Source organism: Streptomyces sp. 3211.6 (assembly GCF_003634815.1).
Lineage (GTDB): Bacteria > Actinomycetota > Actinomycetes > Streptomycetales > Streptomycetaceae > Streptomyces > Streptomyces katrae_A.
Map to the genome: position 1 here is coordinate 3,605,698 of NZ_RBXC01000001.1, position 16,782 is coordinate 3,622,479.

General features: G+C 66.9%; 12 protein-coding genes and 3 rRNA genes. 3 read left to right on the forward strand and 12 right to left on the reverse strand.

The window, feature by feature from the left end:
• Window positions 1–222: 222 nt before the first annotated feature.
• Entirely contained in the window at window positions 223–501 is a 279-nt protein-coding gene (locus BX286_RS16480; RefSeq protein ID WP_079427910.1) for a glutaredoxin family protein, read from the reverse strand.
• Window positions 502–600: 99 nt separating this feature from the next.
• On the opposite strand from BX286_RS16480, the gene BX286_RS16485 reads away from it, so the two are divergent.
• The 3 genes from BX286_RS16485 (at window position 601) to BX286_RS16495 (ending at window position 4,255) form a co-directional block, all read left to right on the forward strand.
• Window positions 601–1,635, forward strand: a complete 1,035-nt coding sequence (locus BX286_RS16485) for an HAD family phosphatase (protein WP_079427912.1) — start codon at window positions 601–603, stop codon at window positions 1,633–1,635.
• A gap of 340 nt (window positions 1,636–1,975) precedes the next feature.
• A complete protein-coding gene (locus tag BX286_RS16490; protein WP_079427914.1) occupies window positions 1,976–2,785 on the forward strand; it encodes an ECF subfamily RNA polymerase sigma factor, BldN family in 810 nt (269 codons plus the stop codon).
• Window positions 2,786–3,028: 243 nt separating this feature from the next.
• Entirely contained in the window at window positions 3,029–4,255 is a 1,227-nt protein-coding gene (locus BX286_RS16495; RefSeq protein WP_079427916.1) for a DUF5667 domain-containing protein, read from the forward strand.
• Window positions 4,256–4,341: 86 nt separating this feature from the next.
• Here BX286_RS16495 and BX286_RS16500 read toward each other — a convergent pair whose 3' ends face one another.
• The 11 genes from BX286_RS16500 to BX286_RS16550 form a co-directional block, all read right to left on the reverse strand.
• The gene (locus tag BX286_RS16500) at window positions 4,342–5,367 is read right to left on the reverse strand and encodes a lysophospholipid acyltransferase family protein (RefSeq protein ID WP_079427918.1); all 1,026 of its coding nucleotides are present in this window, start codon (window positions 5,365–5,367) and stop codon (window positions 4,342–4,344) included.
• Window positions 5,367–6,416: an NAD-dependent epimerase/dehydratase family protein gene (locus BX286_RS16505; RefSeq protein ID WP_079427920.1), complete on the reverse strand. Its 1,050-nt coding sequence runs from the start codon at window positions 6,414–6,416 to the stop codon at window positions 5,367–5,369. Before BX286_RS16505 ends, BX286_RS16500 begins: the two co-directional genes overlap by 1 nt.
• 95 nt (window positions 6,417–6,511) lie before the next feature.
• The gene (locus BX286_RS16510) at window positions 6,512–6,610 is read right to left on the reverse strand and encodes a 30S ribosomal protein bS22 (protein ID WP_003948845.1); all 99 of its coding nucleotides are present in this window, start codon (window positions 6,608–6,610) and stop codon (window positions 6,512–6,514) included.
• A gap of 151 nt (window positions 6,611–6,761) precedes the next feature.
• Window positions 6,762–6,971 (reverse strand): helix-turn-helix domain-containing protein, encoded by a 210-nt coding sequence (locus tag BX286_RS16515; protein WP_008738568.1) that lies wholly within the window; start codon window positions 6,969–6,971, stop codon window positions 6,762–6,764.
• Window positions 6,972–7,087: 116 nt separating this feature from the next.
• The gene (locus BX286_RS16520; RefSeq protein WP_079431784.1) at window positions 7,088–7,918 is read right to left on the reverse strand and encodes a phosphatase; all 831 of its coding nucleotides are present in this window, start codon (window positions 7,916–7,918) and stop codon (window positions 7,088–7,090) included.
• 91 nt (window positions 7,919–8,009) lie between these two features.
• The gene (locus BX286_RS16525) at window positions 8,010–9,158 is read right to left on the reverse strand and encodes an acetoin utilization protein AcuC (protein ID WP_121017663.1); all 1,149 of its coding nucleotides are present in this window, start codon (window positions 9,156–9,158) and stop codon (window positions 8,010–8,012) included.
• Window positions 9,130–10,362: an MFS transporter gene (locus BX286_RS16530; protein ID WP_187344151.1), complete on the reverse strand. Its 1,233-nt coding sequence runs from the start codon at window positions 10,360–10,362 to the stop codon at window positions 9,130–9,132. The genes BX286_RS16525 and BX286_RS16530 overlap by 29 nt, the downstream gene beginning before the upstream one ends.
• 43 nt (window positions 10,363–10,405) lie before the next feature.
• Window positions 10,406–11,059 carry an HAD family phosphatase gene (locus BX286_RS16535; protein ID WP_079427926.1) on the reverse strand — a complete coding sequence of 218 codons (654 nt, stop codon included), beginning with the start codon at window positions 11,057–11,059 and terminating at the stop codon, window positions 10,406–10,408.
• Window positions 11,060–11,173: 114 nt separating this feature from the next.
• Window positions 11,174–11,290 (reverse strand): 5S ribosomal RNA (gene rrf, locus BX286_RS16540).
• A 74-nt stretch (window positions 11,291–11,364) separates the two neighbouring features.
• Window positions 11,365–14,483: ribosomal RNA gene (locus BX286_RS16545) — 23S ribosomal RNA — on the reverse strand.
• 278 nt (window positions 14,484–14,761) lie between these two features.
• A 16S ribosomal RNA gene (locus tag BX286_RS16550) occupies window positions 14,762–16,287 on the reverse strand.
• Together the 16S, 23S and 5S rRNA genes form the textbook arrangement of a ribosomal RNA operon.
• Between the last annotated feature and the right edge of the window lie 495 nt (window positions 16,288–16,782).

Sequence of the window (16,782 nt, forward strand, 5' to 3'; positions counted from 1 at the left end):
GCCCCGTCGGAAGCAGGCTATGTCTTTGTGAACGCGTGCACAAAGATTGTGTCCGCTTTGTCCGAGCAAAGTGACCGGGGTCACGCAGGCTGGGCGTACGGGGCCTGACCCGGGAACGGGCCGAACCCGTTCAAATCCCGAGGGGGGCAAAACGGTACACACTCCTCATCGATACGCCCCCGAGTCCCCATAAATCGCCCATGATGGTAACGGCCCGGAGGGTCAGACTCCCAACGCCCGCCGAAGACGGTCCGGGTTCACCCTCCAGAAGGTGTGCTGCTCGCCGTCCACCAGCACGACCGGAATCTGCTCCCAGTGCCGGCGGTAGAGCTCTTCGTCCTGCGAAATGTCCTTCTTCTCCCATTGCGCACCCGTCTCGGCGCACACCTTCTCGATCACTTCCTGGGCGTCGTCGCACAGATGGCACCCCGGCTTCCCGATAAGCGTCACCATCCGCTCCTCGGGACGCTTCTTTTCCTTACGTCGCAGCAAAGGGCTCATGCCGCCATTGTCCCGCGCCGGGCCCACGTGCCCGAAGAGTTAACCGCCCCGTTTCCCGACGGTTCGGGAACTCCCGAACACAGTGGCTATGCTCGCGTCATGGCCGCTCTGGGATGGCTCACCCCCCGTAGACGCTCCGCGACAGCGCGGAGCGTGCTGGCAGGCGAGGCCTCGGCCGAGGCCGCACGCAAGACCGCGCGGCCCGACACCCCACCGCACGCCGAACCGGCGGCGCCGGAGGCCCCCGGGACCGCAAGCGGAACCGGAACCGACACCACGACGGCAGCCGGGACGACCGGCGGAACGGCTGACGGGACGGCCGGCGGGGAAGCGGCGGCCGAGCCCGCGTTCCCCGTCCCCGGCGACGACCTCGCCGCCGCCTTCTTCGACCTCGACAACACCGTCATGCAGGGCGCCGCGATCTTCCACTTCGGCCGCGGCCTCTACAAGCGCGAGTTCTTCCGCCGCCGCGAACTGGCCCGCTTCGCCTGGCAGCAGGCCTGGTTCCGGCTCGCCGGGGTCGAGGACCCCGACCACATGCAGGACGCCCGCGACAGCGCCCTGTCCATCGTCAAGGGCCACAAGGTCTCCGAACTCATGGCGATCGGCGAGGAGATCTACGACGAGTACATGGCCGAGCGGATCTGGCCGGGCACCCGCGCCCTGGCCCAGGCCCACCTCGACGCCGGCCAGAAGGTCTGGCTGGTGACCGCCGCCCCCGTCGAGACCGCCACGATCATCGCCCGCCGCCTCGGCCTGACCGGCGCCCTGGGCACCGTCGCCGAGTCCGTCGACGGCGTCTACACCGGCCGCCTGGTCGGCGAGCCGCTGCACGGCCCCGCCAAGGCGGAGGCGGTGCGCGCCCTGGCCGCCGCCGAGGACCTGGACCTCACGCACTGCGCGGCGTACAGCGATTCGCACAACGACATCCCGATGCTGTCGCTGGTCGGGCATCCGTACGCGATCAATCCCGACACAAAACTGCGCAAGCATGCCCGTGCACACGACTGGCGGCTGCGCGACTATCGGACCGGACGCAAGGCCGTGAAGGTCGGCGTCCCGGCCGCCGCCGGCGTCGGCGCGATCGCGGGCGGCGCGGCCGCCGCGATCGCCCTGCACCGCCGCCGCAAGTAGCAACGCCGGGCCCCGCCCGTTGCCCGGGCGGCCCGGCGGCCATTCGCTCCCCTCTACCCGCGCCGTCGGCGCGGCACTCCGGCCTGCCCGACTCGGTCGCCGGACACCCTGGAAGCGTCCATTCCGCGCACCCAAGTGATCAATAACCGATCACCAACCAGGACTGAATATGCCCTCGACACGCAACGGAAGTGTCGGAACCGGTGATTTCAGCAACTGGGTGTAGCGCTGCCTGTACGAAGCGTTATTCTCCTCAAACGCATGCCGCCGCCCGCCTGTCGCCACGACGGGTGAACGGTCCCGCACTGCACGTGATGGAAGCTCTGCCTCTGGGAGTCCCGTGTACCCACCTGTCGGGGTTGACGCCTCGGGCCTGGCTACGCTGCGCGCAACGGTCCTCGACCACCTGCGCGGCTTCGTCCCCACCGCGTACGCCGTCCCCGCCCTCGCCGCCGCGGTCCCCGCCGGACTCGGCCCGGCCGGTCCCTGCTACGCCCTGACCGACGGCGGAGCGACGGTGGGCAGACGCGGTCGCAGCGCGGCGCCCGCCGCCGGCGGCGGCACGAGCGCACCCGCCGCCCGCCGCCCCACGGCGGACAGCGACCAGGCCCGCATGATGGACCTGGTCGAACGCGCCCAGGCGGGCGAGGCCGAGGCCTTCGGCCGCCTCTACGACCAGTACAGCGACACGGTGTACCGCTACATCTACTACCGCGTCGGCGGCAAGGCGACCGCGGAGGATCTCACCAGCGAGACCTTCCTGCGCGCGCTGCGCCGCATCTCCACCTTCACCTGGCAGGGGCGCGACTTCGGCGCCTGGCTGGTGACCATCGCGCGGAACCTGGTGGCGGACCACTTCAAGTCCAGCCGCTTCCGCCTGGAGGTCACCACCGGCGAGATGCTCGACGCCAACGAGGTGGAGCGCAGCCCCGAGGACTCGGTCCTGGAGTCCCTGTCCAACGCGGCCCTGCTCGAAGCCGTGCGCAAGCTCAACCCGCAGCAGCAGGAGTGCGTGACCCTGCGCTTCCTCCAGGGCCTCTCGGTCGCCGAGACCGCCCGGGTCATGGGGAAGAACGAGGGCGCGATCAAAACGCTCCAGTACCGCGCGGTCCGCACCCTGGCCCGCCTGCTCCCCGACGACGCCCGCTGACACGGGCGATCACGCCCGCGTCCCACACGACGACCTCACACCCGGTGACCCCTCGATGACGCTGTGGTCCGATCATCCTTCGTCCGTAACCCAAGTGCCGCGACGCTCGTTGTGCGGAATGCAGGCTCCCTGTGGACACGCCCTGCCCGAAGCCGCTCACTCGAAAGTGTGGATGTGCTCAAGGAAGGCAACCTTCCGGACACCTGGGGGAGTCGATCGTCATGACGAGAGGAGGTGCCGCCAGTGATCGCGAACGTGACCCCGCACCGGCGGGCGAACGCCTTCGCCCAGGCCCTGGAAGATCGGACCCCTTCCGACCTTTCGGAACCGGAACCGGCGGCCGAGCAGTCCGAGGCACCTGCCGAACCTGCCGACCACGACCGGCTGTTGGCCCTGGCGAGCGTGCTCGGCGAAAGAATGCCGCGCCCGGTGCTGGACCCCGAGGTCAAAGTGGTGCAACGAGCCCAGCTCGTAGCCGCCATGGAGGCCATGGTGATGGAGGAGAGGGCCGGGGGCGGTGCCGCCGCGGACCCTCAGGTGCCCGAGCAGCGGACCGGCCGCGGCGCCCACCGGGCGACCTCGCTCCGGAAATTGCGGCCCCGCTCCCGCTGGTCCAAGGGCATCGCAGCGGGCGGCCTCACCGTGGGTGTGGCCGCAGGGGCCTTCAGCGGAGTGGCCGCTGCCAGCACCGACGCCCTGCCGGGTGACTCCCTCTACCCGGTCAAGCTGGGCATGGAAGACCTCAAGCTGGGCCTGGCCGACGAGGACGCGGACCGGGGCGAGCTCTACCTCGACCAGGCCTCCAACCGCCTGTCGGAAGCGCGCAGGCTGATGGAGCGCGGCCGCTCCGGCCCTCTGGACCACGAGGTCCTGGGCGAGATCCGGCGTGCCCTCGCGGGCATGCAGCACGACGCGGCGGAGGGACACCGGCTCCTCCAGGCGGCCTACGAACGGGACGGCTCGCTCGGCCCGATCCAGACGCTGTCCTCGTTCTCCCGCTCCCACCGCGACGCCTGGGGCCGGCTCCGCTCCAACCTCCCGCCCCAGCTCCACGACGTCGGCGACCAGGTGACCTCGGTCTTCCAGGCCATAGACGAAGACGTGGAGCCGCTCCAGGGCCTGCTGCCGAAGCCCCCGGAGCAGAACCGCGGCGGACCGGGCTCCGGCGCGGCCACGGCGGACACCCCCGCGACCCCGGGCAAGCACCAGCAGCCCGCCCCCGCGTCGGGCGCCCCCGCACAGCCGTCCGCCCCGGCCGCACCCAGCTCCCAGGGCAGCCAGGCCCCCGCGGCGCCCGGCACCGGCCTCCTGGGCGGCACGGGCGACCTGCTCCACCCGCCGGCACAGGGCGGCCAGTCCACCCCGGCCGCCCCGGTGGCCCCCGGCCTCCCCCGGCCGGACATCACCATCCCGCCCCTCCTCCCCAACCTGCTCCCGGGTCTGGGCATCAAGGCGGAAGACGCCGAATAGGACAGACGCCGGCGGGGCTGTTCACAGCCCCGCCGGCGTCTGAGGCGCGGGGGTCTGGGGGCGGAGCCCCCCGGCACCACCCCCGGTCAGAAGAACACGGACCTCCGCTGCACCAGCAACTTGTACAGCGTGTGCTGGATCCGCTCCCGCACCTCGTCCGTCAGGTTGAACATCAGCATCGGATCCTCGGCCGCCTCCGCCGCGTACCCGTCCGTCGCGATCGGCTCCCCGAACTGGATCGTCCACTTCGTCGGCAGCGGCACCGCCCCCAGCGGCCCCAGCCACGGGAACGTCGGCGTGATCGGGAAGTACGGCAGCCCCAGCAGCCGCGCCAGCGTCTTCGCGTTGCCGATCATGGGGTAGATCTCCTCCGCCCCCACGATCGAACACGGCACGATCGGAGTTCCCGCCCGCAGCGCCGTCGAGACGAACCCGCCCCGCCCGAACCGCTGCAGCTTGTACCGCTCACCGAACGGCTTCCCTATCCCCTTGAAGCCCTCCGGCATCACCCCGACGAGCTCCCCGGCCTCCAGCAGCCGCTGCGCGTCCTCCGCGCACGCCAGCGTGTGACCGGCCTTGCGCGCCAGCTCGTTGACCCCCGGCAGCATGAACACCAGGTCCGCCGCCAGCAGCCGCAGGTGCCGCTCCGCCGGATGGTGGTCGTGCACCGCGACCTGGAGCATCAGCCCGTCCAGCGGCAGCGTCCCCGAGTGGTTCGCCACGATCAGCGCCCCACCCTCCTTGGGGATGTTCTCCACGCCCTTGACCTCGACCCGGAAGTACTTGTCGAACAGGGGCCGCATCAGGGACATCAGGACCTGGTCCGTCAGCTCCTTGTCGTAGCCGAACTCGTCGACCTCGTACTCGCCCGTGATCCGCCGCCGCAGGAACGCCAGCCCGCCGGCGATCCGCCGGTCCCACTCCCCCGCACCGCCCGCCCGGCCCGCCGGCGCCTCCACGGGCGCGAGCAGCTCCACGGGCCCGGACTCCTGCGCCGGACCCGGCGGCTGCGCGGGCGCCGCCACCGCGTCCACCGCCCGCGCCCCGCGCGCACCGCCACCGCGCCGCCGCGGCCGGTCCTCGCCGAACGGAATGACCTTGGCGTCCGCCACTACCGCTCCACTCTCTCGTCCACCTTCAACAGCCCGGCCACCCGGTCCACGGCCCGCCCCACACGCTCCGGCGGCAGCAGCCCGCTCCCCCGGCTCCGCGCGAAGTCCGCGAAGGTCTCCGCCGTCGTGTACCGCGGCCGGAACCCCAGGACCTCCCGCATCTGCGCCGTCTCCACGACCCGCCCGTGCGTCAGCAGCCTGATCTGCTCCGGCGAGAAATCCGTCGCCCCCACCGCCCGCAGCGCCTGCCCCACCCACGTCACCGCCGGCAGCAGCAGCGGCACCGCCGGACGGCCCAGCCGCCGCGCGCACTGCGACAGCAGCAGCACCCCGTCCCCCGCGATGTTGAACGTCCCGCTGTTGAGCGTCCCCCGCCGCGGCTCCCCGGCCGCCAGCCGCAGCACCTCCACCACGTCGTCCTCGTGGACGAACTGGAGCCGCGGGTCGTAGCCGAGGACCGTCGGCACCACCGGCATCGAGAAGTACTCCGCCAACGCCGAGTCCGCGAACGGCCCCAGGATGTTCGCGAAACGCAGCACGCACACCGCCACGTCCGGACGCCGGCGCGCGAAGCCCCGTACGTACCCCTCGACCTCCGCGGCCTCCTTCGCGAAGCCGGCCGACGGCAGCGACTTCGGCTGCGTGGTCTCGGTGAAGACGGCCGGATCCCGCGCCGTGCCCCCGTACACGCTGGTGCTCGACTTCACCACGAGCCGCCGCACCGTCGGCGACTTCTGGCACGCGCCCAGGAGCTGCATCGTCCCGATGACGTTGGTCTCCTTGACGGCGCTGCGGCCGCCCGGCGTCCCCGGCGCGCCTCCGGTGACCGCCAGGTGGATCACCGTGTCCACCGCGTGCTCGGCGAGCACCCGGGCGATCGCCGACTGTCTGATGTCCGCGTGCACGAACTCGGCCGAGCCGAGCCGGTGCGGCGGGGTCACCGCGTCCACCGCGATGACCCGCTCCACCTCCGGGTCCCGCTGGATACGGCGCACGAAGCGGCCCCCCAGCTGCCGGGCAGCCCCGGTGACGAGCACGACCTTCCCCACGAGCTCAGCGCCTCCCTCGAAGAAGTACCCCGGCTGCACCGCAGCCCCCCCACCAGGATGGTGGAGGGGCTGCGGAAAACACGTACAGCTGCCGTTTACTTCTTGTTACGACGCTGAACGCGGGTGCGCTTGAGCAGCTTGCGGTGCTTCTTCTTGGCCATCCGCTTGCGCCGCTTCTTGATAACAGAGCCCACGACTACCCTCGCTCACTTCTCGGAACATCCCCGCGCCAGCGGGGATCGGTGCGGGGCGTCTGGGCCCACACGACCTACGTCGGCCTAGCCTACCCGCCCAAGCTCCGAGCTTGTAATCCGAGGCTTCCGCGGCGTTGCCCGAGCCTCATTCTCAGGCCGACTCCACCCCCACGTAGGACTCCCGAAGGTACTCGTGGACCGCGTTCTCGGGGACCCGGAAGGACCGGCCCACCCGGATCGCGGGCAGATGACCGTTGTGCACCAGGCGGTACACGGTCATCTTCGACACTCGCATCACCGAGGCGACCTCCGCCACGGTCAGGAACTGAACCTCACTGAGAGGCCTCTCGCCAGCAGCCATGACACCCACCTTGACCTTCCGCGCATGACGGGCACCGGCTTCCCCTCCGGTTACTCCTCGTCGTCGCACGCTCACTCCCCAGAGTAGGGGCGCGTGATACGGCTGGGGAAGAGGAGCTACGGCCACTCCTGACGCACCGGCAGCCCCGCCCGCTGCAACACGAAGCGCGCGAGCGGCCCATAGGCCGCCGAAGGCACCGCGTCATCAAGCGGAACCACCGCCGCCACCCGCCCCTCGGCCTCACCCACGAACAGCGCGGGATCGTCCGTATCAGCCAGCCCGATCGCCTCCACACCCAGCTGACCTGCACCGCAGACCCACCCGTGATCACCCACGACCAGCTCCGGCAGCGGCCCCCCGGACTCCGCCAGCGCCCCGAGCGCGACCCGAACCGGGAGTGGCGAATGGGTGTGTGCGCCGGTGACACTCGCCGCCCCGCGCGCGCCGGGTTCCCGCACCAGTGCGACTCCCCCTACGTAATCGATCCGGTGCCCACGTACGCCGAACCGGGTCGCCATGTCGACATGCACCCCCTGCGCCGGGGTGAGGACAACACATCCCGCCGCCGACAACGCCCCCGCCAAACCGGCGTAGAACCCCAGCAGCCGATGCGGGTGCCCCGTACCCAGCAACACCGGCGACCGCGCCCCGGCCGCCTCCCGCAGCCGCTCCGCGAACACTCCCAGCGCCGCCACCGTCCGCTCCGGATCGATCACGTCACACCCGCCGACCTGCGCCGGATCCGCGGAGACCCCGCACCGGTCCGCCATCAGCCCCAGCAGCGCACCCTCGTCCCAGCGGCCCTCCGGGTCCAGCCCCAGCAGCACCCGCGGATCCCGCGCCGCGAACAGCCGGTAGCTGCGCAGGCTCTCCTCCCGCGTGGTGGCGACGGGCCCGGCCAGCCGGGCCGCCAGCAGATGCGCGCGCAACGCGCCCTCGCTCAACACCCTCCGATGCTGCCGCACGGAACCTGCCGCATCATCAGTTATCCGTGAGCGCCGCACAGTTGGCCTAACCATGCCATGGCATGACCACCCGTCACATCAGCATCCCCCGCAACGGGAACACCGCCCGACGCGTCGCGAGAACGGCCTGATCCGTACGGTCCGCCGGATCGTAACCCGCGGCCCAGTCCCGCCACACGACCTCGCGCCCGTCCGTCATCCGGGCCGGCCCGTGCTGCCGCGTCCGCGCGTACGCCTCGTCCCGCCACTCCTGCGGCACCAGCGCCGCCGGGTCCACCGGCCGGTGCGCCGCGATCCCCACCAGATGCGTCCACGACCGCGGCACGACGTCCACCACCGCGTACCCGCCACCGCCCAACGCCAGCCACCGCCCGCCCGCGTACTCGTGCGCCAGAGCGTGACAGGCCTCCTGCACCGCCCGCTGCGCGTCCAGCGACACCGCCAAGTGCGCGAGCGGGTCCTCGAAGTGCGTGTCCGCCCCGTGCTGCGTCACCAGCACCTGCGGCCGGAAATCGGCCAGCAGCTCCGGCACCGTCGCGTGGAAGGCCCGCAGCCACCCCTCGTCCCCGGTCCCGGCCGGCAGCGCCACGTTCACCGCGCTCCCCTCGGCATCCGGCCCGCCCGTCTCCTGCGGCCAGCCCGTCTGCGGGAACAGCGTCCGAGGATGCTCGTGCAACGACACCGTCAGCACCCGGGGGTCGTCCCAGAACGCCGTCTGCACCCCGTCCCCGTGGTGCACGTCCACATCCACGTACGCGACCCGCTCGGCCCCCAGCTCCAGCAGCCGGGCGATCGCCAGCGCCGCGTCGTTGTACACGCAGAACCCGGCCGCCCCGCCCGGCATGGCGTGGTGCAGCCCGCCCGCGAAGTTCACCGCATGCCCGGCCTCACCCCGCCACACGGCCTCCGCCCCCGCCACCGACTGCCCGGCGATCAGCGCGGACGCCTCGTGGATCCCGTGGAACGCCGGATCGTCCACCGTCCCCAGCCCGTACGAACCGTCGGCCACCCCGGGATCCGCCGACACCTCCCGCACCGCCGCCACGTAGTCCTCGCGGTGCACCAGCCTCAGCGTCGAGTCCCCGGCCGCCGGCGCCGCCCGCACCTCCATCTCCCGGTCCAGCCCGAAGGCACGCACCAGGCCCATGGTCAGCGCCAGGCGCACCGGGTCCATCGGATGGCCCGGCCCGAAGTCATACCTCGTTACCGCCTCGTCCCACATCAACAGCCCGGTCACCGGCTCGCCGCTCATGCCGCACACCGTATCGGGCCCGGTCCACAGCGCCGAACGAGCGGGCATGGACCAGCGTGACGAGGACCAGCACCATCGGCACCACCATGGCACCCCGGTAGTTCCAGGCGTCCCCGATCCCCCCGACCAGCGGCGAACCGACCAGGAACCCCACGTAGTTGAAGATGTTCAGCCGCGCCACCGCCGTGTCCGAGGCGTTCGGGAACAGCCTCCCCGCCGCGGCGAAGGTCTGCGGCACGATCACGCACAGCCCGATCCCCAGCAAGGTGAACCCCAGCATCCCGGTCCACGCCCCGGGCGCCGCCGCCACCACCCCGAACCCGGCCGCGGCCACCACCGCACCACAGCGCACCACGGCCACCGCCCCGAACCGCCGCACCCCGAGGTCCCCCACGGCCCGCCCGACGAGCGTGGTCACCATGTACACGTTGTACGGCACGGTCGACAGCTGCTCGGAGCTCCCCAGCACGTCCTGGAGGTACTTGGCACTCCAGTTCGCCACCGTCGAGTCCCCGATGTACGCGCACGCCATCACCAGGCACAGCGGCAGCAGCAGCCGCCCGCCCCGGGCCGGCCACCCCTCGGCGGCCTCCTGCCCCGCACCGCCGCCCTTCGCGTCCACGTAGTACCGGCTCCCCACCAGGGCAGCCGGCAGCAGGACGACCACCGCCGGCAGGTACCCGGTGAACAGCGCCAGGTGCCAGTGCGCCCCCGCCCAGGCCGCCGACGCCCCGACGATCCCGCCCAGGCTGTACGCGGCGTGGAACCCCAGCATGATGGAACGCCCGTACGCCCGCTGGAGGCTGACCCCGAGCATGTTCATCGAGGCGTCCAGCGCCCCGACCGCCAGCCCGAACACCCCGAGGGCCACGGCCACGTGCCACATCCGGCTGCCCGCCCCGACGCCGAGCAGCGCCAGCAGCACGACGGGCTGCGCCCACCGCAGCACCGTGCCGGGCGCGACCCGCTTCACCAGGTGCTCGGTGGCGACGCTGGACACCCCGGCGAGGACGGGCACGGCGGCGAGGAAGGCGGGCAGCAGCGCGTCGGATATCCCGTACTGGTCCTGGATGGCCGGGATGCGGGTCACGAGCAGGGCGAAGGTGACCCCTTGAGTCAGGAAACTGAACCCGAGGGCACCGCGGCCCCGCCGCAGCCGCACGTCATCTGTCATGGCGGCACAGCGTAGGCCCCGCGGCTACCCGTGGGTAGAGAGATCACACGGCGAATCCGAGGAGGGCGGACAGCTCCTTCATCTCCCCGAAGCAGGCGGTGGCGCCGGTGAGCTTCGACGCGGGGACCATGGAGGTGAAGCCGAAGGCGTCCATGCCTGCGGCCCGGGCGGCCTCGATCCCGAGCGGGCTGTCCTCCACGACCACGCACTGCGAGGGGTTGACGCCCATCATGTCGGCTGCGTGCAGGAACAGGTCCGGCGCCGGCTTGCCCCGGCCGACCTCCTCGGCACTGAAGATCCACTCTTCTTCGAACCACTCGTCCAGACCGGCACTGCGGTGGGCGGCGCGGATCCGCTCGTGGCTGCTGGAGGAGGCGACGCAGTACGGCATGCCGTGCGCGGACAGCTCCCCGAGCACGTCGGTCACCCCGGGTACGGGCTGGAGCTCGCGCGCGAACGCGGCGAAGATCCGCTCGTGGAGCACCCGGTCGAAGTCCTCCGGCAGCCGCTGCCCGGTGCGCTCGAGGACGAGGTCGTGCACCCGGTGCACGGCGCCGCCCATGTAGTCGCGCAGGGAGTCCTCGTACGTGGTGGGGTGCCCCACCTCCGTCAGGTACTCGGCGAGGATGGTGTTCGAGAGCGGCTCGCTGTCCACGAGGACGCCGTCGTTGTCGAAGATGACCAGCTGGTAGACCATCAGCCCACCATACGAGTGTCCGCCGCACGTTCCCCGCAGGGCGGTGCGGGTAAACGGCTGAAAACGCAGAAAAGCCCCGCACCATGACTGGTGCGGGGCTTTCCCACAATGATTGTTCGGCGGCGTCCTACTCTCCCACAGGGTCCCCCCTGCAGTACCATCGGCGCTGAAAGGCTTAGCTTCCGGGTTCGGAATGTAACCGGGCGTTTCCCTAACGCTATGACCACCGAAACACTATGAAGTTGAACTCAAGCCGGCAAGGCGAGTTCGTTACTTCAGAACTAACACAGTGGACGCGAGCAACTGAGGACAAGCCCTCGGCCTATTAGTACCAGTCAGCTCCACCCGTTACCGGGCTTCCACATCTGGCCTATCAACCCAGTCGTCTACTGGGAGCCTTACCCTCTCAAGGAGGTGGGAATACTCATCTTGAAGCAGGCTTCCCGCTTAGATGCTTTCAGCGGTTATCCCTCCCGAACGTAGCCAACCAGCCATGCCCTTGGCAGGACAACTGGCACACCAGAGGTTCGTCCGTCCCGGTCCTCTCGTACTAGGGACAGCCCTTCTCAATATTCCTACGCGCACAGCGGATAGGGACCGAACTGTCTCACGACGTTCTAAACCCAGCTCGCGTACCGCTTTAATGGGCGAACAGCCCAACCCTTGGGACCGACTCCAGCCCCAGGATGCGACGAGCCGACATCGAGGTGCCAAACCATCCCGTCGATATGGACTCTTGGGGAAGATCAGCCTGTTATCCCCGGGGTACCTTTTATCCGTTGAGCGACGGCGCTTCCACAAGCCACCGCCGGATCACTAGTCCCGACTTTCGTCCCTGCTCGACCCGTCGGTCTCACAGTCAAGCTCCCTTGTGCACTTACACTCAACACCTGATTGCCAACCAGGCTGAGGGAACCTTTGGGCGCCTCCGTTACCCTTTGGGAGGCAACCGCCCCAGTTAAACTACCCATCAGACACTGTCCCTGATCCGGATCACGGACCGAGGTTAGACATCCAGCACGACCAGAGTGGTATTTCAACGGCGACTCCACAACCACTGGCGTGGCTGCTTCAAAGTCTCCCACCTATCCTACACAAGCCGAACCGAACACCAATATCAAACTGTAGTAAAGGTCCCGGGGTCTTTCCGTCCTGCTGCGCGAAACGAGCATCTTTACTCGTAGTGCAATTTCACCGGGCCTATGGTTGAGACAGTCGAGAAGTCGTTACGCCATTCGTGCAGGTCGGAACTTACCCGACAAGGAATTTCGCTACCTTAGGATGGTTATAGTTACCACCGCCGTTTACTGGCGCTTAAGTTCTCAGCTTCGCAACCCCGAAAGGTCACTAACCGGTCCCCTTAACGTTCCAGCACCGGGCAGGCGTCAGTCCGTATACATCGCCTTACGGCTTCGCACGGACCTGTGTTTTTAGTAAACAGTCGCTTCTCGCTGGTCTCTGCGGCCACCCCCAGCTCAGAGAGCAAGTCTCATCACCAGGAATGGCCCCCCTTCTCCCGAAGTTACGGGGGCATTTTGCCGAGTTCCTTAACCATAGTTCACCCGAACGCCTCGGTATTCTCTACCTGACCACCTGAGTCGGTTTAGGGTACGGGCCGCCATGAAACTCGCTAGAGGCTTTTCTCGACAGCATAGGATCATCCACTTCACCACAATCGGCTCGGCATCAGGTCTCAGCCTTATATGAGGGACGGATTTGCCTACCCCTCGGCCTACACCCTTACCCCGGGACAACCACCGCCCGGGCTGGACTACCTTCCTGCGTCACCCCATCGCTTACCTACTACCACCTTGGGCCGGCGGCTCCACCACTTTCCTTTCCCCGAAGGGTCCGGAACGGCTTCACGGCCTTAGCATCAGAGGATTCGATATTGGGCGTTTCAAAGCGGGTACCGGAATATCAACCGGTTGTCCATCGACTACGCCTGTCGGCCTCGCCTTAGGTCCCGACTTACCCTGGGCAGATCAGCTTGACCCAGGAACCCTTAGTCAATCGGCGCACACGTTTCTCACGTGTGTATCGCTACTCATGCCTGCATTCTCACTCGTGAACCGTCCACAACTAGCTTCCGCTGCTGCTTCACCCGGCACACGACGCTCCCCTACCCATCACAACACCCGTTGGGGCTTATTGCTGCAATGACACGACTTCGGCGGTACGCTTGAGCCCCGCTACATTGTCGGCGCGGAATCACTTGACCAGTGAGCTATTACGCACTCTTTCAAGGGTGGCTGCTTCTAAGCCAACCTCCTGGTTGTCTCTGCGACTCCACATCCTTTCCCACTTAGCGTACGCTTAGGGGCCTTAGTCGATGCTCTGGGCTGTTTCCCTCTCGACCATGGAGCTTATCCCCCACAGTCTCACTGCCGTGCTCTCACTTACCGGCATTCGGAGTTTGGCTAAGGTCAGTAACCCGGTAGGGCCCATCGCCTATCCAGTGCTCTACCTCCGGCAAGAAACACACGACGCTGCACCTAAATGCATTTCGGGGAGAACCAGCTATCACGGAGTTTGATTGGCCTTTCACCCCTAACCACAGGTCATCCCCCAGGTTTTCAACCCTGGTGGGTTCGGTCCTCCACGAAGTCTTACCTCCGCTTCAACCTGCCCATGGCTAGATCACTCCGCTTCGGGTCTAGAGCGTGCAACTCAATCGCCCTATTCGGACTCGCTTTCGCTACGGCTTCCCCACACGGGTTAACCTCGCTACACACCGCTAACTCGCAGGCTCATTCTTCAAAAGGCACGCAGTCACGAGACGTACAAGTACGTCCGACGCTCCCACGGCTTGTAGGCACACGGTTTCAGGTACTATTTCACTCCGCTCCCGCGGTACTTTTCACCATTCCCTCACGGTACTATCCGCTATCGGTCACCAGGGAATATTTAGGCTTAGCGGGTGGTCCCGCCAGATTCACACGGGATTTCTCGGGCCCCGTGCTACTTGGGAGATGAGCAAGCAAGCCGCTGATGTTTCGTCTACGGGGGTCTTACCCTCTACGCCGGACCTTTCGCATGTCCTTCGACTACATCAACGGTTTCTGACTCGCCCAGCCGCCGGCAGACGACTGAAGCTCATTCCCACAACCCCGCATGCGCAACCCCTGCCGGGTATCACACGCATACGGTTTGGCCTCATCCGGTTTCGCTCGCCACTACTCCCGGAATCACGGTTGTTTTCTCTTCCTGAGGGTACTGAGATGTTTCACTTCCCCTCGTTCCCTCCACATGCCCTATGTGTTCAGGCATGGGTGACAGCCCATGACGACTGCCGGGTTTCCCCATTCGGACACCCCCGGATCAAAGCTCAGTTGGCAGCTCCCCGGGGCCTATCGCGGCCTCTCACGTCCTTCATCGGTTCCTGGTGCCAAGGCATCCACCGTGCGCCCTTAAAAACTTGGCCACAGATGCTCGCGTCCACTGTGTAGTTCTCAAATAACGACCAGCCACCCGTCACACCCTGCCGAAACAGAGCTTTACCGGGGCCGGCACTGAAGACTGACCAGACGGCCGTGCCTTCAGGACCCAACAACGTGCCAAGCACGATCTCTTTCAGTGACTCACTTTCCACGCCGAAGCAGTACTCGTGATCCATCCAGAAGACCGTGCCAACTAATCAACGTTCCACCCATGAGCTGACCGTGCAGAACATTTGCCTGCAATCGGTACTGTGCTCCTTAGAAAGGAGGTGATCCAGCCGCACCTTCCGGTACGGCTACCTTGTTACGACTTCGTCCCAATCGCCAGTCCCACCTTCGACAGCTCCCTCCACAAGGGTTGGGCCACCGGCTTCGGGTGTTACCGACTTTCGTGACGTGACGGGCGGTGTGTACAAGGCCCGGGAACGTATTCACCGCAGCAATGCTGATCTGCGATTACTAGCGACTCCGACTTCATGGGGTCGAGTTGCAGACCCCAATCCGAACTGAGACCGGCTTTTTGAGATTCGCTCCACCTCACGGTATCGCAGCTCATTGTACCGGCCATTGTAGCACGTGTGCAGCCCAAGACATAAGGGGCATGATGACTTGACGTCGTCCCCACCTTCCTCCGAGTTGACCCCGGCGGTCTCCTGTGAGTCCCCATCACCCCGAAGGGCATGCTGGCAACACAGGACAAGGGTTGCGCTCGTTGCGGGACTTAACCCAACATCTCACGACACGAGCTGACGACAGCCATGCACCACCTGTATACCGACCACAAGGGGGGCACTATCTCTAATGCTTTCCGGTATATGTCAAGCCTTGGTAAGGTTCTTCGCGTTGCGTCGAATTAAGCCACATGCTCCGCCGCTTGTGCGGGCCCCCGTCAATTCCTTTGAGTTTTAGCCTTGCGGCCGTACTCCCCAGGCGGGGAACTTAATGCGTTAGCTGCGGCACCGACGACGTGGAATGTCGCCAACACCTAGTTCCCAACGTTTACGGCGTGGACTACCAGGGTATCTAATCCTGTTCGCTCCCCACGCTTTCGCTCCTCAGCGTCAGTAATGGCCCAGAGATCCGCCTTCGCCACCGGTGTTCCTCCTGATATCTGCGCATTTCACCGCTACACCAGGAATTCCGATCTCCCCTACCACACTCTAGCTAGCCCGTATCGAATGCAGACCCGAGGTTAAGCCTCGGGCTTTCACATCCGACGTGACAAGCCGCCTACGAGCTCTTTACGCCCAATAATTCCGGACAACGCTTGCGCCCTACGTATTACCGCGGCTGCTGGCACGTAGTTAGCCGGCGCTTCTTCTGCAGGTACCGTCACTTTCGCTTCTTCCCTGCTGAAAGAGGTTTACAACCCGAAGGCCGTCATCCCTCACGCGGCGTCGCTGCATCAGGCTTTCGCCCATTGTGCAATATTCCCCACTGCTGCCTCCCGTAGGAGTCTGGGCCGTGTCTCAGTCCCAGTGTGGCCGGTCGCCCTCTCAGGCCGGCTACCCGTCGTCGCCTTGGTGGGCCGTTACCCCACCAACAAGCTGATAGGCCGCGGGCTCATCCTTCACCGCCGGAGCTTTCCACCGCAGGAGATGCCTCCCGCAGTCGTATCCGGTATTAGACCCCGTTTCCAGGGCTTGTCCCAGAGTGAAGGGCAGATTGCCCACGTGTTACTCACCCGTTCGCCACTAATCCCCTCCCGAAGGAGGTTCATCGTTCGACTTGCATGTGTTAAGCACGCCGCCAGCGTTCGTCCTGAGCCAGGATCAAACTCTCCATGAATGTTTACCGGTAATCCGGTGCACACGCACGAAAGAGCGGGCCAGTCACGGTCGGAATAAGACCGACTGACCACAACGTCCTCGCTGTGTTTGTCGCCTGCCAGTGCCCGAAGGCCCGACAGGTCTTTTTCAAAGGAACCTCATCCACCGGAGTGGACGGGGTATCAACTTCTGGCGTTGATTTTTGGCACGCTGTTGAGTTCTCAAGGAACGGACGCTTCCTTTGTACTCACCCTCAGTAACACTTACTGGGGCTTTCCTCCGGGCTTTCGTTCTTACGATTCAGACTCTATCAGAGTCTTTCTCGCTTGCTTTCCAGGTCCTGCGCTTTCGCGCTTTCCCTTTCCGGCGGTTCCGACTCTATCAGATCCTTTCGGGCCTGACTGCCAGTCAGCGGCCTCCCGCGAAGCGGAAGTTGTGGCTTTGCGTTCCGGGCCCTTGGGCCCTTCCGGCGAGTGAGACAGTAGCGGATTCCTTGCCCCCGAAGCCAATCGGC